This is a genomic window from Rhodococcus sp. JVH1 (assembly GCF_000280725.2).
In the GTDB taxonomy this organism is placed as follows: Bacteria; Actinomycetota; Actinomycetes; order Mycobacteriales; family Mycobacteriaceae; genus Rhodococcus_F; species Rhodococcus_F jostii_A.
This window is the reverse complement of the sequence record NZ_CP166289.1, coordinates 4984212-5009442: the sequence shown is the minus strand read 5'-3', so window position 1 is coordinate 5009442 and position 25231 is coordinate 4984212. Positions and strand designations below refer to the sequence as shown.

24 protein-coding genes are annotated in these 25231 nt (G+C 67.7%); 10 read left to right on the top strand and 14 right to left on the bottom strand.

What is annotated here, in order from left to right; translation table 11 throughout:
• Window positions 1-5: 5 nt before the first annotated feature.
• The 9 genes from JVH1_RS23120 to JVH1_RS23080 all read right to left on the bottom strand — a co-directional run bounded on the left by JVH1_RS23120 (window position 6) and on the right by JVH1_RS23080 (window position 9116).
• A complete protein-coding gene (locus tag JVH1_RS23120) occupies window positions 6-791 on the bottom strand; it encodes an enoyl-CoA hydratase-related protein (protein ID WP_009475541.1) in 786 nt (261 codons plus the stop codon).
• Between the two features lie 116 nt (window positions 792-907).
• Complete coding sequence (gene menB, locus JVH1_RS23115; protein WP_009475542.1) at window positions 908-1765, bottom strand: 1,4-dihydroxy-2-naphthoyl-CoA synthase; 858 nt, start codon at window positions 1763-1765, stop codon at window positions 908-910.
• A gap of 105 nt (window positions 1766-1870) precedes the next feature.
• Window positions 1871-2629: an SDR family NAD(P)-dependent oxidoreductase gene (locus JVH1_RS23110; protein ID WP_009475543.1), complete on the bottom strand. Its 759-nt coding sequence runs from the start codon at window positions 2627-2629 to the stop codon at window positions 1871-1873.
• 45 nt (window positions 2630-2674) lie between these two features.
• The gene (locus tag JVH1_RS23105; RefSeq protein WP_009475544.1) at window positions 2675-3598 is read right to left on the bottom strand and encodes a hydroxymethylglutaryl-CoA lyase; all 924 of its coding nucleotides are present in this window, start codon (window positions 3596-3598) and stop codon (window positions 2675-2677) included.
• A gap of 19 nt (window positions 3599-3617) precedes the next feature.
• Window positions 3618-4856, bottom strand: a complete 1239-nt coding sequence (locus tag JVH1_RS23100; RefSeq protein ID WP_009475545.1) for an acetyl-CoA hydrolase/transferase family protein — start codon at window positions 4854-4856, stop codon at window positions 3618-3620.
• Window positions 4856-6049, bottom strand: a complete 1194-nt coding sequence (locus JVH1_RS23095) for a thiolase family protein (protein ID WP_009475546.1) — start codon at window positions 6047-6049, stop codon at window positions 4856-4858. Before JVH1_RS23095 ends, JVH1_RS23100 begins: the two co-directional genes overlap by 1 nt.
• Window positions 6049-6798 (bottom strand): SDR family NAD(P)-dependent oxidoreductase, encoded by a 750-nt coding sequence (locus tag JVH1_RS23090; protein ID WP_009475547.1) that lies wholly within the window; start codon window positions 6796-6798, stop codon window positions 6049-6051. Before JVH1_RS23090 ends, JVH1_RS23095 begins: the two co-directional genes overlap by 1 nt.
• Window positions 6798-7964, bottom strand: a complete 1167-nt coding sequence (locus JVH1_RS23085; protein ID WP_009475548.1) for an acyl-CoA dehydrogenase family protein — start codon at window positions 7962-7964, stop codon at window positions 6798-6800. Before JVH1_RS23085 ends, JVH1_RS23090 begins: the two co-directional genes overlap by 1 nt.
• 72 nt (window positions 7965-8036) lie before the next feature.
• Window positions 8037-9116, bottom strand: a complete 1080-nt coding sequence (locus tag JVH1_RS23080; protein ID WP_009475549.1) for an acyl-CoA dehydrogenase family protein — start codon at window positions 9114-9116, stop codon at window positions 8037-8039.
• A 117-nt stretch (window positions 9117-9233) separates the two neighbouring features.
• Here JVH1_RS23080 and JVH1_RS23075 point away from each other — a divergent pair, with 117 nt between their 5' ends.
• Window positions 9234-9995 (top strand): FadR/GntR family transcriptional regulator, encoded by a 762-nt coding sequence (locus JVH1_RS23075; protein ID WP_009475550.1) that lies wholly within the window; start codon window positions 9234-9236, stop codon window positions 9993-9995.
• Between the two features lie 61 nt (window positions 9996-10056).
• Here JVH1_RS23075 and JVH1_RS23070 read toward each other — a convergent pair whose 3' ends face one another.
• The gene (locus JVH1_RS23070) at window positions 10057-12009 is read right to left on the bottom strand and encodes an AMP-binding protein (protein WP_009475551.1); all 1953 of its coding nucleotides are present in this window, start codon (window positions 12007-12009) and stop codon (window positions 10057-10059) included.
• A 2-nt stretch (window positions 12010-12011) separates the two neighbouring features.
• Window positions 12012-13187, bottom strand: a complete 1176-nt coding sequence (locus JVH1_RS23065) for an acyl-CoA dehydrogenase family protein (RefSeq protein WP_009475552.1) — start codon at window positions 13185-13187, stop codon at window positions 12012-12014.
• Window positions 13188-13249: 62 nt separating this feature from the next.
• On the opposite strand from JVH1_RS23065, the gene JVH1_RS23060 reads away from it, so the two are divergent.
• The gene (locus JVH1_RS23060) at window positions 13250-13699 is read left to right on the top strand and encodes a MaoC family dehydratase N-terminal domain-containing protein (RefSeq protein WP_043779331.1); all 450 of its coding nucleotides are present in this window, start codon (window positions 13250-13252) and stop codon (window positions 13697-13699) included.
• Window positions 13699-14115 carry a MaoC/PaaZ C-terminal domain-containing protein gene (locus JVH1_RS23055; protein ID WP_043779334.1) on the top strand — a complete coding sequence of 139 codons (417 nt, stop codon included), beginning with the start codon at window positions 13699-13701 and terminating at the stop codon, window positions 14113-14115. Before JVH1_RS23060 ends, JVH1_RS23055 begins: the two co-directional genes overlap by 1 nt.
• A 64-nt stretch (window positions 14116-14179) precedes the next feature.
• Here the strand turns inward: JVH1_RS23055 and JVH1_RS23050 are convergent, their stop codons facing one another.
• On the bottom strand, window positions 14180-15865 hold the full coding sequence (locus JVH1_RS23050) for an AMP-binding protein (protein ID WP_009475553.1): 1686 nt from the start codon (window positions 15863-15865) through the stop codon (window positions 14180-14182).
• Between the two features lie 107 nt (window positions 15866-15972).
• On the bottom strand, window positions 15973-16752 hold the full coding sequence (locus JVH1_RS23045) for an enoyl-CoA hydratase/isomerase family protein (RefSeq protein WP_009475554.1): 780 nt from the start codon (window positions 16750-16752) through the stop codon (window positions 15973-15975).
• 250 nt (window positions 16753-17002) lie between these two features.
• Between JVH1_RS23045 and JVH1_RS23040 the strand changes: the two genes are divergently transcribed.
• Both JVH1_RS23040 and JVH1_RS23035 read left to right on the top strand, forming a co-directional pair.
• Window positions 17003-18121, top strand: coding sequence for a LuxR C-terminal-related transcriptional regulator (locus JVH1_RS23040; RefSeq protein WP_043779337.1), 1119 nt, complete (start codon window positions 17003-17005; stop codon window positions 18119-18121).
• The gene (locus JVH1_RS23035; RefSeq protein ID WP_192817830.1) at window positions 18114-19082 is read left to right on the top strand and encodes a helix-turn-helix transcriptional regulator; all 969 of its coding nucleotides are present in this window, start codon (window positions 18114-18116) and stop codon (window positions 19080-19082) included. The genes JVH1_RS23040 and JVH1_RS23035 overlap by 8 nt, the downstream gene beginning before the upstream one ends.
• A gap of 14 nt (window positions 19083-19096) precedes the next feature.
• Here the strand turns inward: JVH1_RS23035 and JVH1_RS23030 are convergent, their stop codons facing one another.
• The gene (locus JVH1_RS23030; protein WP_043779394.1) at window positions 19097-19417 is read right to left on the bottom strand and encodes a 2Fe-2S iron-sulfur cluster-binding protein; all 321 of its coding nucleotides are present in this window, start codon (window positions 19415-19417) and stop codon (window positions 19097-19099) included.
• Between the two features lie 287 nt (window positions 19418-19704).
• On the opposite strand from JVH1_RS23030, the gene JVH1_RS23025 reads away from it, so the two are divergent.
• The 5 genes from JVH1_RS23025 (at window position 19705) to JVH1_RS23005 (ending at window position 25228) form a co-directional block, all read left to right on the top strand.
• Entirely contained in the window at window positions 19705-21027 is a 1323-nt protein-coding gene (locus tag JVH1_RS23025) for a cytochrome P450 (RefSeq protein WP_009475556.1), read from the top strand.
• 4 nt (window positions 21028-21031) lie between these two features.
• On the top strand, window positions 21032-22261 hold the full coding sequence (locus tag JVH1_RS23020; protein WP_009475557.1) for an NAD(P)/FAD-dependent oxidoreductase: 1230 nt from the start codon (window positions 21032-21034) through the stop codon (window positions 22259-22261).
• A 57-nt stretch (window positions 22262-22318) separates the two neighbouring features.
• A complete protein-coding gene (locus tag JVH1_RS23015) occupies window positions 22319-23425 on the top strand; it encodes an NAD(P)-dependent alcohol dehydrogenase (RefSeq protein ID WP_009475558.1) in 1107 nt (368 codons plus the stop codon).
• Window positions 23426-23460: 35 nt separating this feature from the next.
• A complete protein-coding gene (locus JVH1_RS23010; protein WP_009475559.1) occupies window positions 23461-24897 on the top strand; it encodes an aldehyde dehydrogenase in 1437 nt (478 codons plus the stop codon).
• A gap of 76 nt (window positions 24898-24973) precedes the next feature.
• On the top strand, window positions 24974-25228 hold the full coding sequence (locus tag JVH1_RS23005; RefSeq protein ID WP_009475560.1) for a hypothetical protein: 255 nt from the start codon (window positions 24974-24976) through the stop codon (window positions 25226-25228).
• Window positions 25229-25231: the final 3 nt, after the last annotated feature.

Below are 25231 nucleotides of genomic sequence, written 5' to 3'. Positions count from 1 at the left end.
GACGCTCAGGAGAAGCGCGGAGCGCGCTTCTCGAGGAAGGCGGTGATGCCCTCCTTCGCCTCTCCGTTCTCGAACAGATCCTGCTCCTGGGCGACCTCGAACGCGAAGCCCTCCTCGAGCGGTGTATCGAACGACGCGTCGACCGTGCGGATGACGGCGCGCTGCGCGGGCAACGACATCGTGCACAACTCGGCCGCGAGGGCCAGCGCGGCGTCCGTGGCGGTGCCCGCGTCGACGAGCCGGTCGATCAGACCGATCGCGTGCGCCTCGGGGGCGAGGACCTGACGGGCAGTCAGCATGATGTCCAGGGCGCGGCCGCGCCCCACGAGACGCGGAAGTCGCTGCGTTCCACCGGCTCCGGGAATCAGACCCAGTTTCACCTCGGGCAGCCCGAACTTCGCGTCCGCGCCGCCGACCCGCAGGGTGCAGGCCATGGCGAGTTCGAGGCCACCGCCCAGCGCGAGGCCGTCCACCGCGGCGATCGAGATGCGGTCGGCCGAGGCGAGCCGGTCGAGTGCCCCACGGAGTCGATCACCGTACGCGGTGAAGGACTCGGCGTCCACGGACGACATGTGCTTGATGTCGGCGCCGGCCGCGAAGAAGCCCGGAATGTCCGAGCGGACGACGATCACCTTCACCGAGCCGTCGGCATCGGCTGCGTCGAGTGCGGCGTTCAGGCCGTCGATGATCGGCAGCCCGAGGGCGTTCGCCGGCCGTCGCTGCAACGTGATCGTCATGACGCCGGCGTCGACGTCGCTCCACGCGACTGCGGGCGTTGCGGTTTCCGACATGCACACCATCCTTCTCGGTCCAGTCCCAGGTGAGTGGCAATGTGCGCCCGGGGACGCATTGCCACTCACGTGGGGTATTGACCCAACCATACTAATTGTCGGACCGAAATGGAAGATCAGGGTCGGCGCGGAAACTTCTCGAACTCGGGGCGCCGCTTCGTCTTGTACGCCTCCCGGCCCTCCTTCGCCTCGTCCGTCGAGTAGAAGAGCAGATTCGCATCGTGGGCGAGCTGCTGGATCCCGGCCATCCCGTCCTCTGCAGCGTTGAAACTGGCCTTCATCAGCCGCAGCGCGAACGGCGAGAGCTGCAGCATCTCGCGACACCACTGCACGGTTTCCCGTTCCAGGTCGGCGAGCGGAACGACGGTATTGACCAACCCCATCTCGCGCGCCTGCTCGGCGTCGTACTGGCGGCACAGGAACCAGATCTCCTTGGCCTTCTTCACCCCGACCAGTTCGGCGAGCAGACCCGCGCCGTAGCCGCCGTCGAACGATCCGACCTTCGGGCCGACCTGACCGAACCGGGCATTGTCCGCGGCGATGGACAGGTCGCAGACCAGGTGCAGAATATGTCCGCCGCCGATCGCGTAGCCGGCGACCATCGCCACGACCGGCTTCGGCAGGCGACGGATCTGGATCTGCAGGTCGGTGACGTGGAACCGGCCGACACTTCCCGCCTTCCCCGGCTCGGTGAGGTAGCCGCTATCGCCGCGCACCCGCTGATCGCCGCCCGAACAGAACGCGTCGGGCCCCTCCCCCGTCAGCACGATGACGCCGACCGAGGAGTCCTCGCGGGCGTCGACCAGCGCCTCGGAGATTTCCATCAACGTCTGCGGACGGAACGCGTTGCGCACCTCGGGCCGGCAGATCGTGATCTTCGCGATCCCGTCGCCGCTGTGCTCGTATCGGATGTCCTCGAACTCACCCACCGGGGCCCAGGACACGAAATCCGTTGTATCACCGTTGTTCGTCATGCCCCGATCATAGGCACATCTGTAAACGATCGTTACCGTCCGACCCCTGCGAATGCCGAACGCGCGGCCGGATGACTCCAGCCGCGCGTTCGGGAAAGCCTGGAGTCAGGACATCGTCAGACCGCCGCTGACCGAGAGGGTCTGGCCGGTGACGAATTCGGCTGCGTCGGAGGCGAAGTACGCGACCGCGGCGCCGATGTCCTCGGCCTGCCCGAGGCGCTTCATCGGCACGGCGCGGGTCATGCCGCCGATCACCTTGTCGGCGTCCTGGCCGGAGCTGTCGGCGAACTTGCGCAGCGCCGGGGTGTCGGTCGGGCCGGGGCACACCGTGTTCGCGGTGACGCCCTTGGTCGCGACCTCACGGGCGAGGGTCTTGGTGAAGGCGATGATGCCACCCTTGGCACCCGAGTAGACGGCCTCGAGCGAGGAGCCGACGCGGCCGGCGTCCGAACCGATGTTGATGACCCGGCCGAAGCCGCGCTCGACCATGCCCGGGACGGTCGCCTGGATGACCCGCAGCTGGCCCTTGAAGTTGATGTCGAGGATCCGGTCCCAGAACGCCTCGTCGGTCTTCAGGAACGGCATGAAGTCGTCCCAGCCGGCGTTGTTCACGACGATCTCGACCGGACCGAACTGCTCGGCCACCTGCTTCACCGCGGCCTGCACGGACGCGGTGTCGGTGACGTCGACGGGCACGGCGATCGCCTGGCCGCCGGCGTCGCGGATGCCGGCGGCGGTCTCCTCTGCGACCTCCAGGTTGAGGTCGGCGACCGCGACGCGGAAGCCCGCGGCCCCGAGGGCGTCGGAGATGCCCTTGCCGATGCCCTGCGCACCGCCGGTCACGAATGCAACTCGATTACTCATGTTCTTCTCCGTCTGTGTCTTTCGTGGATTGATGGTAAGCCGACTTCAGCGCAGGCTCGATGCCCATTCGATGGGACCCGCGACGATCGAGTGACTGGTGAGCTTGCGGCCCAGCACCGTCTGGGCTTCGCGCGCCGCCTCGATGACCCGGGGAAGGTCGAGACCCGTCTCGACGCCCATCTCGTGGAACATGCTCACCAGGTCCTCGGTGGCGATGTTGCCCGTCGAGCCCGCCGGAACCGGGCAGCCGCCCAGCTCACCGAAGCTCGATTCGAAACTCGCGCAGCCCGCTTCGAGCGCCGCGTAGGCGTTGGCGAGGCCCTGGCCGCGGGTGTTGTGGAAGTGGGCGGTCACCTCGACACCCGGCAGCCGGTCGAGTGCCGCGGCGAAGAACTCCGACGCATACGCGGGGTTGCACATGCCCGTGGTGTCGCCGAAACCGATCTCGGTGGCACCGGCCTCGGCGAAGCGCTCCGCCAGATCCAGCACGCGGGTCAGGTCGACCTTGCCCTCGAACGGGCATCCGAACGACGTCGCGATCACCGCGGCGCAGTCGAGCCCCTCGGCGACGATCCGCTTGGCCATGACGTCGTTGTCGGCCATCGTCTCGTCGACGGTGCGATTGACGTTCTTCTTGTTGTGGGTCTCCGACGCGCTGACGAAGATCGCGACCTCGTGGAACTTGTCGCGCACCTTCAGTGCGTTGTCGAGCCCCTTGCTGTTGGGGACGAGCACCATCAGCTTCGTCTCGTCCGGAACGTCGATGCGCGACAGCACCTCGACCCCGTCCGCGAGCTGCGGGATCACGTCGGGCCGCACGAAACTGGCCACCTCGATCCGGGTGAACCCCGCCCGCCCCAGGGCATTGATCAACCGCACCTTGTCGTCGGTCGGAATGTGCTCCGGCTCGTTCTGGAAGCCGTCACGGGGACCGACCTCCCGGATCTGGACCCGCTGGGGACGCGTCATGGCGTCGACTCCTTTCCCCTCACTCCGCTGCGGATGCAAGGTCGTATTCCTCGAGATCGAATTCCAGGGTGGCGCGGTGCTCGGGTGCCGCGACCGCGATCATGCGGCGGGCGCGTTCACCGAGAGAACATCCGCGCAGTGCCGCGACACCGTGCTCGGTGACCACGAAGTCGACGTCGGCGCGGGCGGTGGTGACCGCGCCGTACTGCAGGGCGGTCTTGATCGTCGACTCCCCGCGAGAATCCGCGCGCATCGCGATGATCGAGCGGCCGCCGGTCATCGCCGCGGCCCGCGAGAAGTCCACCTGCCCCCCCACGGCACCCGCGTAGGTGGTCTTGCGCATTTCCGCACCGACCTGACCGGTCAAATCGACCTCGATGGCCGAGTTGATCGACACGAACGAGCGAAGCTGCGAGAGCACTCGCGGCGCATGGGTGTAGCTCGCCGGGCGGAACGCCACCGGAAGGCCGGGCAGCCGGTCGTACAGCGCCGCGGTCCCGAGCGCGGCGCCCGTGATGTGCAGGCCCGGATCGATCTCCTTCCGCGCCCCGGTCAGCACGCCACGGTCGATCAGCCGGAGCGCCGCGTCGGAGATCATGCCGGAATGCAGCCCGAGGTCCTTGTGCCCCTCGAGAGCGGTGAGAACGGCCGACGGCAGTGTCCCGACGCCGACCTGGATCGTGTCGCCGTCCGCCACGAGATCGGCGACATTCCGCGCGATAGCCGACTCCGCCGCCGCGGGTGCGCGGTCCGGCGCCTCGAGCAACGGCCGGTCCGTCTCGACCGCCGCCGCGAACCGCGACAGCGGAATTCGCGGTGCGCCGAGCGTGACTGGCATCCGCCGGTTGATCTCGGCGATGAGGACCGGTGTGTGGTCGAGGGCGTCGGCGATGTAGTCGACACCGACGCCGAGCGAGCAGTTCCCGGCGGAGTCCGGCGGCGACACCTGCACGAAACCGACGTCGCACGGCAGCCGTCGTTCGGCGAAGAGCCGCGGCAGCGCCCCGTAATGGCAGGGCACGACCTCGAGCCGCGCGAGGCGCCGAAGCTCGCCGAGGCCGCCGTAGGAGACGACGGAGAGCTCGTCGGGCAGTTCGCTCGTCAACCGCCGATCCCAGGTGAGTCCCACGAACGCGCGGACCGGGCCGATCGACGAGACCTGGTCGAGCAGCGCGTGGACGAGCGGGGTGGGTTCCGCGCTCGTCTGGCTCCACCAGATCCCGTCGCAGGGCCGGATGTGCGGTGTCAGGTCGATCATCAGTCGATCCGCTGGATCAGGGTCGCCGTTCCCAGGCCGCCGCCGCAGCACATGGTCACCAGGCCGATTTCGGCGTCGCGCCGCTCTAGCTCGGCGACGATCGTCGCGATGAGCCGGGCCCCGGTCGCGCCGACCGGGTGACCGAGCGCGATCGCACCGCCGTTGACGTTGACCCGGTCCATGTCGGGCTTCAGTTCCCGCTCCCAGGCCAGGACGACCGAGCTGAACGCCTCGTTGACCTCGAAGAGATCGATGTCGTTCATGCTCATCCCGTTGCGGTCGAGCAACTTCCGGGTGGCCGGGATCGGCCCGGTCAGCATGATGATCGGGTCCACTCCGACCGTGGTCTGGTCGAGGATCCGGGCCCGGGCCCGCAGTCCGTGGGTATTGGCCGCCTCGCGGGTGGCGAGCAGTACACCGGCCGCCCCGTCCGAGATCGGCGACGAACTGCCCGCCGTGATGCGGCCGTTCTCCCGGAACACCGTCTTCAGCCCGGCCAGGCTGTCGAGGCTCGTGCCGGGGCGGACGGTCTGGTCGCTGGAGCGGGTCTCGCCGGCGAGATCGAGGGGGATCATCTCCGCGTCGAAACGACCCGCCTCGATGGCTTCGCTCGCCAGACGGTGAGAGCGGACGGCGAACTCGTCCATCTCCTGCCGGGAGATCTCCCACCGGTCGGCGATGAGTTCGGCGCTCTCGCCCTGGTTCACGAAGTCGTACCGGTCGCGCAGTGCTTCCGGCCACGGGTCCCCGTACAGTTCGGAGATCTTGGCCGGTGAGTTCATCGGCACGTGGCCCATGTGTTCGACACCGCCGGCGAGGACGATGTCGTGGGTGCCGGAACCGACCAGCGCCGCGCCCATCTCGACCGCGGTCTGTGCGGATCCGCAGCGCCGGTCCAGGACGACGGCCGGGACCTCCGGCGGGTAGCCCGCCTGCAGCCAGGCGTTGCGGCCGATGTTGCGGGACTGTTCGCCGAACGGTGCGGTGCAGCCGATCACGAGGTCTTCGACGACGGCCGGGTCGAGGCCGCTGCGGCGGATCAGGTCGGTGTACACCGCGCCGAGCATGTCGTTGGGGTGGGTGTCGCGGAACCAGCCGCGGTCGGGGTGCGACTTGCCCATCGGGGTGCGGGCGGCTTCGGCGATGACGACCTCGCGCGCGGAACGCTGGAAGGGGTTGCGCTTGTCGGCCATCAGATCACCGTTCCTCCGTCGACGGGCAGTACCTGGCCCGTGATGTACGCGGCGCCGTCGGAGGCGAAGAACACGAAGCTCGCGGAAATCTCGTCTGGTTCTGCCCAGCGGCCCAACGGGATCCGCGCGAGTGTCTTGGCGGCGAGCTTCTCGTTGCTGCGGATGTTCTCCGTCATCTTGGTCGCGGCGAGCGGGGCGAGCGCGTTGACCGTCACCTGCTTCTTGGCGAGCTCACGCGCCAGCGACTTCGTGAGACCGATGATGCCCGCCTTCGCGGCACCGTAGTTGGCCTGCCCGATGGTGCCCACCAGGCCGGCCGCGGACGTCACGTTGATGATGCGCCCACTGCCGTCGGTGGGCAGGTACGGGAGAACGGCCTTGCTGCACACGAAGCTGCCGACGAGGTGGATGTCGACGATGCGGCGGAAGTCGTCTTCTTCGAGGTTCGGGAACATCGCGGGCGCGATGGCGCCGGCGTTGTTGACCAGGATGTTGAGCGTGCCGCCGTTCAGCGCGGCGGCCTGCTCCGCCGCAGCGGCGGCCGCCTCGCCGTCGCGGACGTCGAGGGCCGCGGACTTCGCCGAGCCACCGGCGGCGGTGATCTCCGCGGCCACCGCGGCTGCGGCATCGCCGTCGACGTCGGTGACGAGCACGGCCGCACCCGCGCGGGCGTAGGCGTGCGCGACCGACGCGCCGATGCCGCTGCCGGCACCGGTGACGAGGGCGGACTTTCCGGTGAGTTCGAACATCAGTAGCTCCTGGGGAGGCCGAGGACGTGCTCGCCGAGGTAGTTGAGGACCATCTCCTGGCTGAGCGGGGCGATCTTGGTCAGGCGGGCTTCGCGGAAGTACCGGGCCACGTGGTACTCCTCCGAGTAGCCCATCCCGCCGTGGGTCTGCAGGGCGCGGTCGGCGGCCTGGAAACCGGCGTCGGCGCAGAGGTACTTGGCCATGTTGGCTTCACGGGCGCAGGGCTTTCCGTTGTCGTAGAGCCACGTCGCCTTGCGCAGGACGAGTTCCGCGGCGTCGAGTCGGGCGAGCGAATCCGCGAGCGGGAACTGCAGGCCCTGATTCATGCCGATGGGCCTGCCGAACACCTCACGCTCGTTGGCGTACTGGACGCCCCGGCGCAACGCGGCCCGGCCGATGCCGAGGGCCTCCGACGCGACGAGCATGCGCTCCGGGTTGAGGCCGTCGAGAATGTACTTGAAGCCCTTGCCTTCCTCACCCACCCGGTCCTCGACCGGAATCTCGAGGCCGTCGATGAACAACTCGTTCGACGTGACCGCGTTGCGCCCCATCTTCTTGATCGGGCGGATGTCGACCTTCGAGCGGTCCAGGTCGGTGAGGAACAGCGTCAGACCGTCCGTCTTCTTCTTCGCATCCTCGAACTTCGTTGTGCGGGTGAGGAGAAGGATCTTCTCCGACTCCATCGCCTTCGAGATCCAGACCTTGCGGCCGTTGACGATGTACTTGTCGCCCTCGCGCCGCGCGAAGGTGGTGATCTTGGTGGTGTCCAAACCGGCGCCGGGCTCGGTGACCCCGAAGCAGACGTGCAGGTCGCCGTCGACGATTCGCGGAAGGGTGCGCTGCTTGAGCTCCTCCGAACCGTGCACGATCACCGGATGCATCCCGAAGATCGACAGGTGCATCGAGCTCGCACCGTTCATGCCCGCGCCGGAGGCGGCAACTTCCTCGAGCAGGATCGAGGCCTCGGTGATGCCCATCCCGTGCCCGCCGTACGCCTCCGGCGTGGTGATGCCGAGCCAGCCGCCCTTGGCGAACGCGTCGTAGAACTCGGTGGGGAACTCGTGCGCGCCGTCCTTCTCCACCCAATACTGCTCGTCGAACTTGCCGGCGAGCTCTCGCACCGCATCTCGGATCGTCGCCTGATCCTCGGTCAGATCAAAGTCCACAGCACGTCCCGTCGTCGTTGGTTCCGTTTGGACTTAAATTACTAAAGGACAGACCAAAAAGTCAACGACCAATCAACCGGCAGCCGGCAGCAGGGGCAAATCCCGTGCGACGCGCTCGTTCCACACGCCCGGGCCACCGAACAACTTCTCGTCGAGCTTGGCCCGCTTGTAGTAGAGGTGCAGGTCGTGTTCCCACGTGTAGCCGATCGCGCCGTGCATCACGAGAGCACTGTCGGCCGCCTGCACCGCATTGCGGGGCACCTGAGCCTTGGCGACGGCGGCATGAATCGCGCGGTCGTCCAGACCGAGATCGACCGACGCCGCGGCGTAGTAGGCAATGGACCGTCCCGCCTCGACGGAGACGAGAATGCCTGCCGCAGCGTGCTTCACGGCCTGGAACGACCCGATCGCGACACCGAACTGCTGCCGCTGCTTGCTGTAGTCCACGGCGAGATGCAGCATGCGGTCCATCGCCCCGAGCGAGTCCGCGGCCACGAGCACGGCCGCCCGCAGTCCGGCGTCCTCGAGAGCGGTCTCGGCCTCGACGTCGAGACGCCGCCCGGTGACGCCCTCGAACCGGACATCCGCGGCCGCGCGGGACGGGTCGAGGAAGCGGTGCTGTTCGACCGTGACACCCGGGTCGTCGACGCGCGCAAGGTACAGGGCTGCGGTGCCGTCCGGGCCGGTCGCCGGGACAACCAGCAGTTTCGCCCGTTCGGCGCCGAGCACCGTGGCGACGCGGCCGGTCAGTGCGCCGCCCTCGTCGGCGCGGACCGAATCGGCGAGGCCGAACGGACGCGTCGCGTCGACGGCCACGGCCGCGAAACCACCCCCTGCCAGCACGTCGGCGGCGACGTCGGCGGGCAGCAGGGGCGCCGCGAGGACGGACGCGGTCCAGGCGCTCGACGGCGCGGCGTACCGGGCCAGCGCCTCGGCGGTCAACGCCAATTCGAGTAGACCACCGCCCTGACCACCGATGTCCTCGGCGAGGCCGGCGGAGAACCAGCCCTCCTCGGCGAATTTCTGCTCGAACTCGGCAGGATCACCCGATTCACCCCACTTGCGGACATTCGCCGGAGCGGCGAACCGCCCGAGCCAGCCGTCGAGGGCTTCGGTGAACATTTCCTGCTCTTCTGACAGTTCCCAGCGCATACAACTGGCCCTCTCGATGAGACGAAGAATAGGCTGCAAGACGAACGCAGCGAGAACCCAATGGTATATTAGGTCTGACCGTTAGACCAGAGAGGGCGGGGAGCCATGCCATCAGCCGTGCCGAACACCACCCGGAACGGACGTTCCTCCATCCAGTTGACACCGATGGCGGTACCGAAGGCGTCGGACGTCCTCGCGAACGAGCTGCGCGAGCGCATTCTCAGCGGGGACTACGTCGAAGGCACACCGCTGCCGCCGGAGCGCGAACTCGTCGTTCAGACGAAGATGAGCCGCACCACCGTCCGCGAGGCCCTCCGCATCCTCGAGGTGCAGGGACTCGTGCGCATCAAGGCGGGCCGAGCCGGGGGTGCCTTCGTTCAGCGGCCGGGCGAACAGTCCATGGCGGACACGGTGGCCCTGCTCATCCGCGGTCGTCAGATCCGTCTCGCCGCGCTGCTCGAGACCCGCGAGGCGATCGAGCCCTTCTGCGCCCAACTCGCCGCCCGTCACCGCACCGATGAGGATCTCGCGCGACTCGACGCCGCCAACGACGACATCGCGGGCGCGGGCGACAGCCTCGACGCTTTTCTGCAGGCGAACATCGACTGGCACGTCGCCGTTGCGAGCGCCAGTCACAACGAACTGTTGTCGGGCCTGATGATTTCGCTCTCGCGCGCCATCTATGCCGCAACGGAAAACGAAGGCTTCATCGACGACAAGGTTCGCGACATCACCGTCCGCGCACACCGCTCGGTCACCAAGGCCATTCGCGACAAGGACGCCGATGCCGCCGTGCGGCGCATGAGCCGGCACGTCCACTCGTACGCCGAGTCGATCAAGGACTTCGAGGAGCGCACCGACATTCCCCTCGACGACTGAATGTTGCGGCAGCAGTCGCGACGAGGGCCCCACACCGCACGGTGTGGGGCCCTCGTCGCACTCACGTCGCCGAGTTGGTGACAACCACGGCGCGGATCTCGTCCACGGCCTCCGGATTCTCGGCACCCGACAGGTCACCCGGATCGGTGCCCAGGGCCGCAGCCCGCACCGCACGCCGCAGGATCTTCGCCGACCGGGTCTTCGGCAACCGTGACACCCGGTGTACCACGCTGGGCGCGAACGGTTTTCCGAGTTCCGCTGCCACACTGGCGATCAACTCGGCCGAGATGTCCGTGTCACCGTCGGCGTCCGCGCGGGGAACCCAGAACGCCCACACCGCCTCGCCCTTCTTCGGGTCCGGGACACCGACCGCGGCCGCCTCGGACACCGCCGGATGTGCGGTCAGCACCGCCTCGACCTCCGCCGGCGCGAGACGCTTGCCGGCCACGTTCATCACGTCGTCCGAGCGACCCCGGATGTACCACTGGCCGTCGTCGTCGACGAGGGCGTAGTCGCCGTGCCGCCACATGCCGGGGAAGGTCGACCAGTACGCCTCCAGGTAGCGTTCCTCGTCCTTCCACACCCCGCGCGTCATCGACGGCCACGGCTGCCTGCAGACGAGTTCGCCCTGTTCGCCGCGCAACGACCGTCCCGCGTCGTCGACGACGTCGACGTCCATCCCGAGCGACGGACCGCCCAGCGAGCAGCTGTGGATCGGCTCCACTGGGTACGGCGCCAGGAACGAGCCGCCCACCTCGGTGCCGCCGGAGAAATTGATGACCGGAACGCGGCCCCCGAACACATCTTGTGCCAGCCAGTCGTACGAGTCCGGATCCCACGGCTCGCCGGTCGACCCGATCGTGTGCACGGACGACAGGTCGTACCGCGCCGCGACGTCCGAATCCCGTCCGCGCAGGGTACGGATCAATGTCGGCGAGACGCCGAGCATCGTCACCCCGTGCCGCTGCGCGAGGTCCCACAACCGGTCGGTGTCCGGCACGTCCGGCGAACCCTCGTACAGCACGAGGGTGCCGCCGTTGGCGTGGGTGCCGACGATCGACAGCGGCCCCATGATCCAGCCCATGTCGGTGATCCAGCAGAACACCCCGCCGGGCGTGAGGTCGAACGAGTACGCCACCTCGCTGGCTGTCTTCACGAGGAACCCGGCGTGCGTGTGCACGGCTCCCTTCGGCTTGCCGGTCGTGCCGGACGTGTACGCCAGCGCGAACGGCTCACTCGCGTTCATCGCCTCGACCGGGCCCGGATCGCCGCCGTTGCCGAGCAGCTTCGCCCAGGAGATGTCGCGGCCGGTGGATTCTACGTCGGCGCCGATGTTTTCGACCACGACGACCGACTGCACGGTCGGGCACGAGACGAGAGCCTCGTCGAGGGCCGGCTTCATCGTGACGGACTTGCGGCGCCGCACCGTTCCGTCCGCGACAATCACCACCTTCGCGTCCGCGTCCTGGATGCGGGACGCGATCGCGCTGGGAGCGAAGCCGGAGAACAGCGGAACCAGCACCGCGCCGAGCCGCGCGACCGCGTACACCGACACGACCGCCTCGGGGATCATCGGCAGGAACAGGGCTACGGCGTCCCCCCTGCCGACGCCGAGCTCCCGAAGTCCCGCGGCCGCCCGCTCGACCTCCGCCGCGAGCTCGCGATACGACAGGCTCCGGACGGTGCCGTCCTCCGCCTCGTGCGCGACCGCGGTCCGATCGGCGGCCGCCGGGTCGGTGAGCCACCGCCCCAGACACGCGTCGACGACGTTCGTCTTGCCCCCGACGAACCAGTCCGGGTGCTCGATTCCGCGGGAGGTGTCGAGCACCTCGCGGTACGGGGTCTGGAACGGCAGGCCGAGATCGCGAACCACCGCGTCCCAGTACCACCGCACGTCGGCGACGGAACGGGCACGGAGTTCGTCCAGGCCCGAGAGCCCGTGGGCGCGGGCGAGCCGGGTGACGTTGGCGTTCTCGACGTACTCGTCGGTGGGATGCCAGGTGTAGTCGGACACGGTCAGCTCCTCGGCATGTCGAGCATGCGCTCGGCGACGATGTTGCGCTGGATGAAGGTGGATCCGCCGGCGATGGCGGTGCCGCGGGCCTGATACGCGAGCCGTTGCCACCGCGCTGTCTTCTGCTGGTCGTCGTCGAGGGCGAACTGCCCGCCGACCGGTTCGAGGGACAACCGGAAATCGGCGAGTTCCTCGACGAGCGGGCAGAAGAACAGCTTGCCGATCGACGTGACCGGCCCCGGCGGGCCGTCGTTGGCCGCGAGCGTGATGACGCGCTGGCCGATGAGGTAGTGCACGAGGGCGCGGCCGTACAGGTCGGCGACCTTCTGCCGGATCACCGGGTCCTCACCGAGCGGGCGGCCCGCGTCGTCGGTCATCCCCGCGATGTCCGACACAATGTCGCCCACGGCGCGCTTGGTGTTGACGCGGCCCGTCGCGATCGCCACCCGCTCGTAGGCGAGCGTGCCCATCGCGACCTTCCAGCCGCCGTCGACCTCTCCGACGACGAGGTCGTCGGGAATGAACACGTCGTCGAGGAACACCTCGTTGAATTCCGCTTCGCCGAGCATGTGGGCGAGCGGGCGCACCGTGATGCCCTCACTGTCCATGGGCACCAGGAAGTAGGTGATGCCCTTGTGCCGCGGGCCGCCGCCGGTGCGGGCGAGCAGGATCGCGTGGGCCGCGATGTGTGCGCGACTGGTCCAGATCTTCTGCCCGTTGACCTTCCAGCCCCCGTCCACCTTCGTGGCCTTGGTGCGCAGCGAGGCGAGGTCCGATCCTGCCTCCGGCTCGGAGAACAGCTGGCACCAGATTTCCTCGCCGGTCAGAATGGGCCGGAGGAACCGTTCCTTCTGCGCGGGTGTCCCGAAATCGATGATGGTCGGGCCCGCGAAGTCCTCGCCGATGGTGTTGAGCCGCTCCGGCGCACCCACGCGGTCCATTTCCTCGGTGAAGATGGCCTTGCGGATCGGGTCGGCGGCCTGACCGCCGTACTCCTGCGGCCACGACATCCCGCCGTAGCCGGAGTCGAAGAGCAGTCGCTGCCATTGCTGCCAGAACGGCACCTTGTCGACCAGATCGACCGGTTCCGGCCACGGCAGCGTCGGGACCGCTTTCTCGGCCCACTTCCGGACCTCTGCACGGAATGTGGCCTCGTCTGGGGAATCAGCGAGCTCCATTGCACCCTCCTCACGAATTTAGGCTCAATGATACTATAGGTCAGTCCAAAAAGGAGGCCCGGATGTCAGACCCACTCCCCGCCGGCGTCGTCGACCGCGTCGAATACGACGTCGAACGCGGCAAGATCCGCGAATTCACGCGCGCGACGTTCACGACCGACCCCGTGCACACCGATCCGGCCGCCGCGCGCGACGCCGGATTCGGCGATGTACCCGCGACTCTCACGCACACCGTCGTCGCCGGACACCAACGCGACCAGCGCGCGTTCGTCGACTCGCTGGGCCTGGCCCTCGCGCGGGTGGTGGTCGGTTCGGTCACGTGGACGTACCTGCGACCGCTCACCGCCGGCGACCACGTGGTCGGCACCCGCCGCGTCGTCGACGACGTACAGCGAGAAGGCAAGCGGGGCGGGACGATGCGCGTCGTGACCCTGGAGACCGAGTACGTCGACGCCGATGGTGAACCCGTGGTGCGGCTCGAGGAAGTCCTGATCGAACGAGGAGAGCAGTGATGAGAACTCCGGCCAAGGTCCGCGTCGGCGATGCCCCCGACACCCGGGTGGTCGGCCCTATCAGCCAGACCGACATCGTCCGGTTCGCCGGCGCCGGAGGCGATTTCAATCCGCTGCACCACGATCCCGGCTTCGTCGCCACCTCGGGTTTCCCGGGGGTGATCGCGATGGGGCAGATGCAGGCCGGGATTCTGGCCGGGTGGCTGTCCGACACGTTCGGCGTCGAGCATGTGCGCTCCTTCGGTGTCCGGTTCGTCGCCCCGGTCTTCCTCGGCGACACCCTGACCGTGGGCGGCACGGTCGCGACGATCACCGAGGCGAATGGTGAGTCGCTGGCGACCCTCGATCTCGTCGCCTCCGGCACCAAGGGCCCGGTCGTCATCGGATCGGCGACGGTCGTGGTGGCCGCGACCTGATCACTCACCTCGAACTACGAGAAAGGGGGCGAAGCCGATCGGCTTCGCCCCCTTTGCCTTCCGATCAGCTGACGGATTGTGCCCGCTGCTGCCGGTCTGCCTCGATCTTCGCCGCGATCTGCGCACGGAGCACGTTCTTCTGGATCTTGCCCGTGGCCGTCGTCGGCAGCGCCTCGACGATCTCCAACCGCTCCGGAACCTTCTGAATCGCCACCCCCTGCTCGAGCAGGTAGGTCTTGATCTTTTCGAGCGTGATGTCGCCGTAGCCGGGCGCGGCGACGAGGTAGAGACACACCGCCTCCCCGAGTCGCTCGTCGGGCATCGCGACCGCGGCGACACCGCGCACGGCGGGATGCGCCGCCAAGAGATCCTCGACTTGACGGACACTGATGTTCATGCCGCCGCGGATCACGATGTCCTTGGTGCGGCCGGTGACGCGCACGTAGCCGTCCTCGTCCATCCGGCCGAGATCCCCGGAGAGGGAATACCCGTCCGGCGTGAACAGCTTGGCCGTCTCCTCGGGATTGTGGAGGTACCCGAGCATGTGCATGGCGCCCTTGTAGGCGATGTCACCTTCCTCACCGCGCGGAACCTCGTTGCCGAGTTCGTCGACGACCTTCACCGACTGCATCGGCAGCGGACGCCCGTCCGAGGTGAGTGACCGCTCGGGCTCGTCATGCACCGTGCACATGGTGGTCGTGACGTTTTCCGAGCGGCCATACAGGCTCAGTACCTGCAGGCTCGGGAACAATTCGGCCGCCTTGGTGACGAAGCTGGCGGGAATCGGGGCGCCGGCCGCCACCCACAGCCGCATGCTGCTGATGTCGTGCACAGCGGGGTCGTAGGCGTCCATGACCATCTGCAGGAACGTCGTGGCACTCACCGCGACCGTGCACCCGCGTTCCTTGATCTGCGCCATCCCGCGGACCGGCTCCCACACCTCGATGAGATGCGACGCCGCTCCGTGCATGAGCGGAAGGACGATGCTGGTAACCAGGCCGGTGGTATGCGTGATCGGCGAGGGGCCGAACTGCACGTCGTCGGGCGTGTAGGCGAACCCCTTGGCGAGCAGACGGGATCCACAGGCAAAGGTGTTGAACGTGTGGATGCAGCCCTTGGGACGGGACGTGGTGCCGCTGCTGTAAACGATGACGAACGGCTCGTCCGGCCCGACACCGGGCCCGAGTTCGGCGATCGCCTCCTCGGCTGCGATCTCCACGAACAGCGACTCGAACGAGACCGCGCGGTTCGGCAGTTCGCCACTCCCGCGGACGACGACCACGTCCTCGAGCGAGTCGACGGCACCCAGGATCTCGGTGTACATGCCCGCGTAGTCGAACTTCTTGAAACTCTGCGGCGTAATCGACAGCCGCACACCGGCATTACCCAGGATGTATTCGACGTCGTCGCGGCGGTAGATCGGCATGATCGGCACCAGGACCGCGCCCAGGCGCGACAACGCCACGGCGATGATCGCGAATTCGATCCAGTTCGGAACCTGCACCGACACGCGGTCGCCGACAGTGATCCCGTGGCGCCGCAGTCCCACGGCCAGGCTCAGCGCCCTGTCCCGCAACTGCCGGAAGGTGATGCCGCCGCTGGTGTCGTCGGTCAGGAAGACACGGTCGCCCCGCTCGGCAACCTGGACCTCGAGCATGTCGAAGAAGGTGTCGCGGTGCCACTGCCCGGTGGCATAGAACTCTCGGATCTGTTCGTCCGAATAGCGATCGGTGACCGATGCGAACGCCATGGGATGCCTTCCTCTGAGCGCAGATATGACGAGGGAATAAAAGACTCTGTGTTGGCCCTCACAATATAATGGTTAGACCGAAAGTGCAACGAGTTCGGTCCCGGTGTTCAGCGCATGCTCCATACAGGAGAACGCTTTTCGCGGAACGCAGTGACCCCCTCGACGATGTCCTCGGTCGTGAACGCGAGAGCGAGCTGCGACTGCAGCGCCGTGAGAGCGTCCGGCAGAGACATGTCGCGCGTGTTGTTGATCGCCTCCTTCCCGAGGCGCATCAACAGTGGCGATTTGCGCGCGAGCCGGCGGGCCCACGCCCGGACCTCCGCCTCGAAGTCGTCGTCCGGGATCACCCGGTTCACCAAACCCAGCTCGAGCGCGTCCGCGGCCGTGATGAGCTCGCCGTACATCATCAGCTCGTTCGCCTTGAGCCGCCCGACGTTCCGATAGATGAGCGCGGAGATCATGAAGGGAAAGACACCGACGTTGATCTCCGGACACCCGAACCGGACCGACTCCTTGGCGAGCACGAAATCGCACGCCAGCGCGAGCCCGAACGCGCCGGCCAGCACGTCACCGCCCGCGGCGCAGATCACCGGTTTCCCGAGACCACCGATCAGTTGATACAGCCGCGGGAAGCGATCCAGCCCGGCATATTTGACGATCGTGGGCGTCTCGCTCGCGAACGCCTTGAGGTCGCCACCCGCCGAGAAGATCTTCTCGTGCGACGACGCCAGCACGACGACCCGCACGTCGCCGTCGTCCCGGGCGCGTTCGAGCGCGGCGAGAAGCTCGTCGAGCAGGTCGTCGGACAGCGCGTTGCGGGTTTCGGGGCGAGCGAGAGTGAGGACGGCGACATGCTCGTCGACGTCGTATCGCACGGGGTGCGCCATTAAGCCGCTCCTTCCATTTTGGTCGTACCATTCGACCCTAGTATGGCGGCCGCATCCGAGACAAGAACCTTCTCGGACCACTTTCGCGGAATGCGTGACGTATTTGGACTGACCATATACATTGGAGTCAGGCCGCGGGCGGTGCAGCAACGTCCCAGGTGACACCTTCTCTATACTGTGCGTTGTGTCACAGGAACGGACGACGGTGTCGTCGTCATCCGTGCGGCGGCCACGGCGCGAGGAGTGGTGAGTGGTCATTTCGACGAGTTCGTCCGAGCTTGCCGACCAGGCGGTTGCAGAGTTGCAGGACCTTCTCGGCAACGAGCCGAATCTGATCCGCCTGGCGGACAGCGAACCCGACCTCACGGTGATTCGTGCGTTCGCGGCCCGGAAGTTGCGTGAGGGCGTCGACTCCCCCGAGCGCACCCTGCGCCTCGCAGAACTCGTGACAGAACTCGACGCCGCGAGTCGCGACGACATCGCCCGCCGACTGAGCGTGCACACCGCCCAGTTCGAGGCACTGCAGCGGGTCGTCCGTGCGCTCGATGCCGGTGCGGATCGCCTCGCCGACGTCGTGACCCAGGAACTGTGCACGAGCCTCGGATACGGCAAGGCGATGTTCTCCGTGGTCCGCGGTTCCACCTGGTCTCCCATCGCGTTAGCCGTCAACCCGGAACTGACAGGGGACTTCCACGAACTCGCCACGGCAATCGACGGACGCGAGATCGCGCTGCGCGAGGCACCGCGCGAGGCCGAACTGGTCCGCCGGCGCCGACCGTATGCCGTGGACGCCGTCGACACCTACCGGCACACGTACCGCCCGCTGATCGATCTGTCGCGGCCCGCCGGATACCTCGCCGTGCCGGTCGTCGTCGACGCCCGCGCGGTGGCGATCATCCACGTCGACCGCCAGAGCGACAGCCTGTCCGACACCGACGTCCACCTCGTCGCGGTACTGGCCGGCGCCTGCGCCTCATCGAAGGAACGCGCCGACCTGCGGCGGCAGATCTCCACCCGCAACGAGCACGTCGACGCCGAGATACAGCGGCTCACCCAGGCACTGCGGCACCTCGAGCAGCCCCTGACGATGCCGGAGGTCGCCACCTGCGACCTTCCCCGGACCGACGCATCCACCGAATCTCCGCAGACTCCGGTCATCCCGCGCGCGCATGCGCTGACCGCGCGCGAACGCGAGGTGCTCACGTTGATGGCCACGGGGGCGACCAACGCCACCATTTCCCGTCGGCTGTGCATTTCCGACGGCACCGTCAAGTCCCACGTCCAGCGGATCTTCAAGAAACTCGGCGTCTCCACGAGGGCCGAAGTGGCGGCGCTGTGCGCCAACGCCAAGACGGTGTGCGGTGGCTGACGCTCCCCACCCCGAACCGCACACGGACGAGAACACCACGGACACCGATCGCGCCATCGCGGACATCCTCTCCGAAATGCGGACGGCCGCTCCGGCCCGTTCGACCGAACTCGGCAGGCTCCTCGTCGACCTCCTCGACCGCAGAAACGCCGCCGACGCGACCCGGTCCGCCGACATCGGCGCGGTCGCGACGGGCATCGATCGCGCGGTCCGGGCGTTGGACGACGCCGCCTCGAGCGCGGAACTCATGCAGCGCGCGTGCGAGCGCGTCGCGGAACTCTGCTCCGTGGACAAGGTTGTCCTCTCGCGGCTCGACGGCGATCGCATCATTCCCGTCGCCGCGTTGAGCACCGCCCCGGGCACGATGCCGTCTCTGCCCTCCGAGTTCGGCCTCGCGGACGGCTCGCCCGAGGCGGATGCGATCGAGACGAACACGGTCACGGTGGGTTCCCACATTCCCGCCGAGCTGCGAGAGTTGCTGGGCGCGAACGGTTTCACCACCGTCCCCGTCGTCGTCGACGGGACCGCTGCCGCGCTCCTTCACGTCGGCGCAGTGCTGCACGGGTCCAGGCGCCACGCCCTGGGAGTGTTCGCCGAAGTGCTCGGCGGGCACTTCGAGCGAGTCGGTCTGGAGTCGCGTCGCGAGCGTCAGACTGCGCTCTTGCGCGAAAGCGCCCGGCGGTGGATCGGCGACGACGCGCCACCTTCCCACGGCGCCCTCGATCTCGCTCCGTCGCAGGCCGACCGCGACGCCGCCGAGCAGCGCCTGCTCGAACCACTGACCGAACGCGAAGCTGACGTCGTCCGATTGATTCTCACCGGGGCGTCGAATTCCGCGATCGCCGCCGAACTGGTCATCACCGTCGATACGGTCAAGTCCCACGTGAAACGCATCCTCCGCAAACTCGGCGCGACCAACCGCGCCGAACTGATCGCGAAGTATCAGTCCCCGGCCCGGTGAACCCGCCGGACCGGTCAGGCGTCCGAGGACGGCACGGTCACCGTGACGGTGTCCACGTCCGGTGTCAGGACGAGCTGGCAGGCGAGACGCGAACACGGCTGGACACCGTCGAGGAACTCGAGGAGGTCCTGTTCCTCCAACGTCGGCTCGCCGAACGCCGCACTCGCATCGTCGTCCAGGTACACGTGGCAGGTGGCGCACGAGCAGCTACCGCCGCATTCGGCGACGATGCCGGGCAGGTTGTTGCGTACCGACCCGTCCATCACGCTCTGGCCGGCGGGGACGTCGACGGACGACGTCGAGCCGTCTGGGAGTTGGTATACGACGGTGGGCATGGCGATCTCCTTCGGGTTGACCGGGTGAACGTCAAAATTGTGTCGCCGGTCACTGTCCGGGTGCATCACCACTTCGACTGATTACCCCCCTCCAGTGGGGTGATTCTCGGCGTCTACACAGGCGGCGACGACGGGGTGACGCGGCACACATCCCCCGTTAGGTGGACAACTATCGATCGATGGTGTGATGCCCCTCACTCTCGCAGCTGACAGGCTGAAGTCACTCCAGTCGGCGAGGGCGCCGCGACGTTCGGCGCCGCATCTCACTGCACCACGAAGGGGAATTGATGAGCACTACAGAGCAGGTCACGGAACTGATTCCGGACGCTGTCGCCCGCCAGGTCGTCCTGCCCGAGGGACACCGGGACAACGACGCGCTGTTCGAGGCCTACCGCTGGCTGCGGGAGAACAACCCGCTCGGGCGCGCCGAAGTGGAGGGGTACGACCCCATCTGGCTGGTGAGCAAGCACGCCGACATCATGGAGATCGAGCGCCAGCCCGACATCTTCACCAGTGCGGGCGGCGAGGACAAGGGCTCCGTCAACCCGATCCTGGCGAACCAGGCTGGCGACGCGTTCACCAAGAGCATCAACAACGGCAGCCTCCGCATCCTCGAGACCCTCACCTACCTCGACCCGCCGGAGCACACGGCGATCAAGGACATCGCGCTGGACTGGTTCCGGCCCACCAACCTCGCCCAGTGGGAGACCGTCATCCGCGATCTCGCCAAGGCTGCCGTCGCCCGGCTGCTGAAGACGGACGGGCGGATCGACTTCGTCAAGGATTTCGCCCTCCACTACCCCCTGCACGTCATCATGAGCCTGTTCGGGGTACCGGAGTCGGACGAGCCCCGGATGATGGCCCTCACGCAGGAATTCTTCGGCACCGCCGATCCCGACGCTGCGCGTGAAGACGTCGAGCCGCTCACCCCGGACGCCGCCGCGAAGCAGTGGGTGGCCACGATTCAGGACTTCTACGCCTATTTCGAGCGGCTGCTGCAGGACCGGCGGGCCAACCCGAAGGACGACCTCGCGACGATCATCTCGGTGGCACGCGACGAGAGCGGCGAGTACTACCCGAACGAGGTGGCCTACGGCTACTTCATCGCCATCGCGACCGCGGGTCACGACACCACCTCGAGCACCCTCGCAGGCGGCATTCTCGAACTCGGCCGCAACCCCGAACTCCTCGCGAAGGCGAAGGCGGACCCGGCGCTCGCGCCGCACATCGTCAACGAATCGCTGCGCTGGGCGTCCCCGGTGAAGCACTTCATGCGCCAGGCGACGCAGGACTACACGCTGCGCGGTCGCGAGATCAAGAAGGGCGACCGCTTCATGCTGCTGTACCAGTCGGGCAACCGCGACGCGGACGTCATCCCGGACCCCGACACGTTCGACATCACCCGCAGGCCCAACAAGCACATCGCGTTCGGCTACGGCCCGCACATGTGCATCGGTCAGCACCTGGCGAAGCTGGAACTGCGGATCATGTTCGAGGAACTGCTTCCCCACATCGAGTCGGTCGAGTTGGTGGACGACACCAAGATGATCCAGACCAACTTCGTCGGCGGGCTCAAGAACATGCCCGTCAAGATCGAGTTCACCGGTTAGCACGATGCGCACGCCACACCCCACACCCACCGTGGTGATCGTCGGGGCCGGACATGCCGGCGGCACACTCGCCGGCATGCTGCGGCAGCAGAAGTTCGACGGCCGGATCGTCCTCTGTGGCGAAGAGTCGCATCCGCCGTATCACCGCCCTCCGCTGTCGAAGAAGTACGCCGACGACGAGTTCGTCCAGTGGCTCAAACCGGAAACGTTCTACGCCGACAATCAGATCGAAACCCGGCTGGGCGATCCGGTCGTCCGGATCGACCGCGACGCCCGAACCGCGACGACGGCGTCCGGCACAGTCCTCGAGTACACGACGCTCGTTCTCGCGACGGGCGCCGCGCCGCGAACCCTGACGCTGCCGGGGAGCGATCTCGAGGGTGTCCTCAGCCTGCGCACCCTCGCCGACGCCACCCTGCTCCGCGACGCCGTGCACACCGGATCGGCACTCGCCATCATCGGCGGTGGGTACGTGGGTCTCGAGGTCGCAGCGTCGGCCCGCGCCCGCGGATGCGAGGTCACGGTGATCGAACGGGAGGACCGGGTGCTGGCGCGGGTGGCCAGTCCGGAACTGTCGACGGTCCTCACCGAGTTCCACCGGGACCGCGGGACCCACATCCGCACGGGCGCGGAGGTTCGGGAGATCACCGGGACGGCGGGTCGAGTCGACGGTGTCGTGCTCGGCGACGGAACCGAAATCCCCTGCGACCTGGTGCTGGTGGGTGTCGGCGCAATCCCGAACGACGCTCTGGCACGACAATCGGGCATCGACTGTCTCGCGGGTATCGTCGTCGACGGTTCGGCACACACCTGCGATCCGAACGTCCTCGCGATCGGTGACGTCACCTACCGCCTGCACGACACGCTCGGCAAGATGGTGCGGCTCGAAAGCATCCCCAGCGCAGTCGAACAGGCGAAGCAGGCGACGGCGGTCATCATGAACGCACCCCTGCCGCCGCACGAAGTGCCGTGGTTCTGGTCCGATCAGTTCGACCTGAAGATGAAGATGGCGGGGATGGTCGGTCCTGACACCCGGGCCGTCCTGCGAGGCAGCCCGTCCGACTCCTCCTTCGCCCTGTTCCACCTCGACAGCGACGGGATACCCGTTGCCGTCGAGACCGTCAACGCCGCAGCAGAATTCATGGCGGGCAAGAAGTTCATCGGCAATCGCACCAAGGTCGACGCCACTGCTCTCGCCGATCCCGTCGTCTCGTTGCGGGAAACCGTTCTCTGAGCATTTCGATTCCGGCCGGCCGTCTCCGGCCGGCCCACAAGACATGGAGTATTGACGATGGAAGCTTTCGCAGCAGTCGCGAGAGAACCGCACACCGAGTTCACCCTCGAACCGATCACCATCGAGGGTCCTCGGGCCGGTGAAGTGCTCGTGGAGATCGAGGCGGTCGGCATCTGCCACACCGACCTCGCCGCCCGCGACGGCGCCCTCCCCACCGCACTGCCCGCCGTCCTCGGCCACGAAGGGTGCGGTGTCGTCCGGGCCGTCGGCGACGGCGTCACCAAGGTCGCCCCCGGCGACCGGGTCGCCATCACCTTCAACAGCTGCGGCACCTGTCCGTCGTGCACCGCCGGGGCACCCTCGTACTGCCACCAGTTCATGCACCTCGCCTACGACGGCGTCCGCGACGACGGCACCGGTCCGATCACCACCACCGACGGCGAGTCGCTGACCGGTCTGTTCTTCGGACAATCGTCCTTCGCCACCCACAGCCTCGCGTTCGAACGCAACGTCGTGAAGGTCCCCGACGACGTCCCCGCCGAACTCCTCGCACCCCTGGGTTGCGGCATCCAGACCGGCGCAGGCGCAGTCATGCGCTCGCTGAACTGCCGACCCGGATCGGCGATCCTCATAGCCGGCGCCGGATCCGTCGGGCTGGCCGCCGTCATGGGCGCCGTCGTCCGGGGCTGCAGCACCATCATCGCCGTCGAACCGCACCAGTCGAGGCGCGACCTCGCTCTCGAACTCGGCGCCACCCACGTGATCGACCCCGCCGCAGGCCCCCTCGCCGAGCAGGTCCGGGCCATCATCCCCGCCGGGGTGGACTACGCCATCGACACCTCCGGCGTTGCCGCCGTCATCGAATCGCTCGTCGGCGCAATGACGTTCCACGGCAAGATCGGTCTCATCGGCGTGCCCGCCGACCCCGAATCCTCGGTTCCGTTGAACATCATCAACTCCCTCGCCATGGGCCTGACCGTCACCGGAATCATCGAGGGCGACAGCGTTCCCGACGAGTTCATCCCCCAACTGGTCGAGCTGTACAAGTCGGGGAAGTTCCCGCTCGACAAGCTCGTCACCACGTTCCCCTTCACGAAGATCAACGACGCCGTCGACGCCCAGCACCGCGGCGAGGTCCTCAAACCCGTCCTCGTCCACGACTGACCACCCGCACCCGAACCACTCACGAAGGACACCCGATGACGATCGACTACCCCGATCTCTACATCCGCGGCGGATGGGCACGACCGTCCGGCGACGCGACCATCCCGGTCATCTCCCCGACCACCGAGCAGCGGATCGGCTCGGTCCCCGAGGGCATCGAGACCGACGTCGACGACGCGGTCGACGCCGCCCGCGCCGCGCTCACCAAGTGGGCATCGTGGACAGCCGCCCAGCGCGCCGAGGTGCTCAGCCGATTCGCCGACGAACTCGAATCCCGTGCCGAAGACACCGCCACCCGGGTGAGCAGCCAGAACGGCATGCCCATCACCCTCGCCCGGCAGTTCGAAGGCGGCTTCCCGCCGGTCCTGCTGCGCTATTACGGCGAGATGGCGGCCAAGCAGGAAGACGAGATCCGGCCCGGCATGCTCGGCGGTTCCACCCTCGTGACCCGCTCCCCGATCGGCGTCGTCGGCGCCATCGTGCCGTGGAACGTGCCGCAGGCCATCACGTTCCTCAAACTCGCCCCCGCCCTCGCCGCCGGGTGCACCGTCGTCCTCAAACCCTCCCCCGAGACGGTCCTCGACGCATTCCTGATGGCCGAGGCGGCCATCGCGGCCGGGCTTCCTGCGGGCGTGCTCAACATCGTCCCGGGCGGACGCGACCTCGGCGCCTACCTCGTCGCCCACCCCGGCATCGACAAGGTGTCCTTCACCGGCTCCACCACCGCCGGCCGCGCCATCGGCCGCACCTGCGGCGAACTGCTCCGCCCCGTCACCCTCGAGCTCGGCGGCAAATCCGCCGCCGTCATCCTCGACGACGCCGACCTGGCAGCGAACCTCGAATCCTTCTACGCCGCCACCCTGCTCAACAACGGGCAGATCTGCTGGCTCGGCACCCGCGTCCTCGCACCCCGCTCGCGGTACACCGAGATCGTCGACACCATCACCGACCTCGCCAGGGGCCTGTCGGTCGGCGACCCGCTGTCCGACACCACCCAGATGGGTCCCCTCGTCTCCGCCCGGCAACGGCACCGCGTCGAAAGCTACATCGACAAGGGACGCTCCGACGGCGGCCGCGTCACCACCGGCGGCCGCCGACCCGACAACATCGACCACGGCTGGTTCGTCGAACCCACCGTCTTCGCCGACGTGCAAACCGGCCACACCATCGCCCAGGAGGAGATCTTCGGCCCCGTCCTCTCGGTCATCCCCTACACCGACGAGGCCGAAGCCATCGCGATCGCCAACCACTCCGACTACGGACTCGGCGGCTCCATCTGGACCGCCGACCCCGACCGCGGCGCCGCGTTCGCCCGCAACGTCGCCAGCGGAACCGTCGGCATCAACGGCTACTCCAACGACCCCACCGCACCCTTCGGCGGCATCAAGGACAGCGGCCTCGGACGCGAACTCGGACCCGAGGGACTCGCGAGCTACCAGCAGCTCAAGAGCATCTACCTCGACGTGAGATGACTCGGTCGGGTGCGGCCGCGCGAGGAATCGCACGGCCGCACCCGCCTACCCGACAGCAGAGAAACAGGAGACACCCGTGACCAGGGAAGAACTCGACATGCTCGACTTCGCGGTCAAATGGGCACCCTTCGGCGGCGGTGACGAACACATCCTCCCCGAATTCGGCGTGTTCCCGACCGTGTTCTACCGCCGGTTGCAACGTCTCCTCACCCACCACCCCACCATCAACGACAGCGTCAAGCGCCGACTCGACGAACTCTGCACGACCAAACTCGCACCCGCACGACCGGGCAGGAAAAGGTCGTACTCGCGCGTTCGCACCGCGGGGTGACTG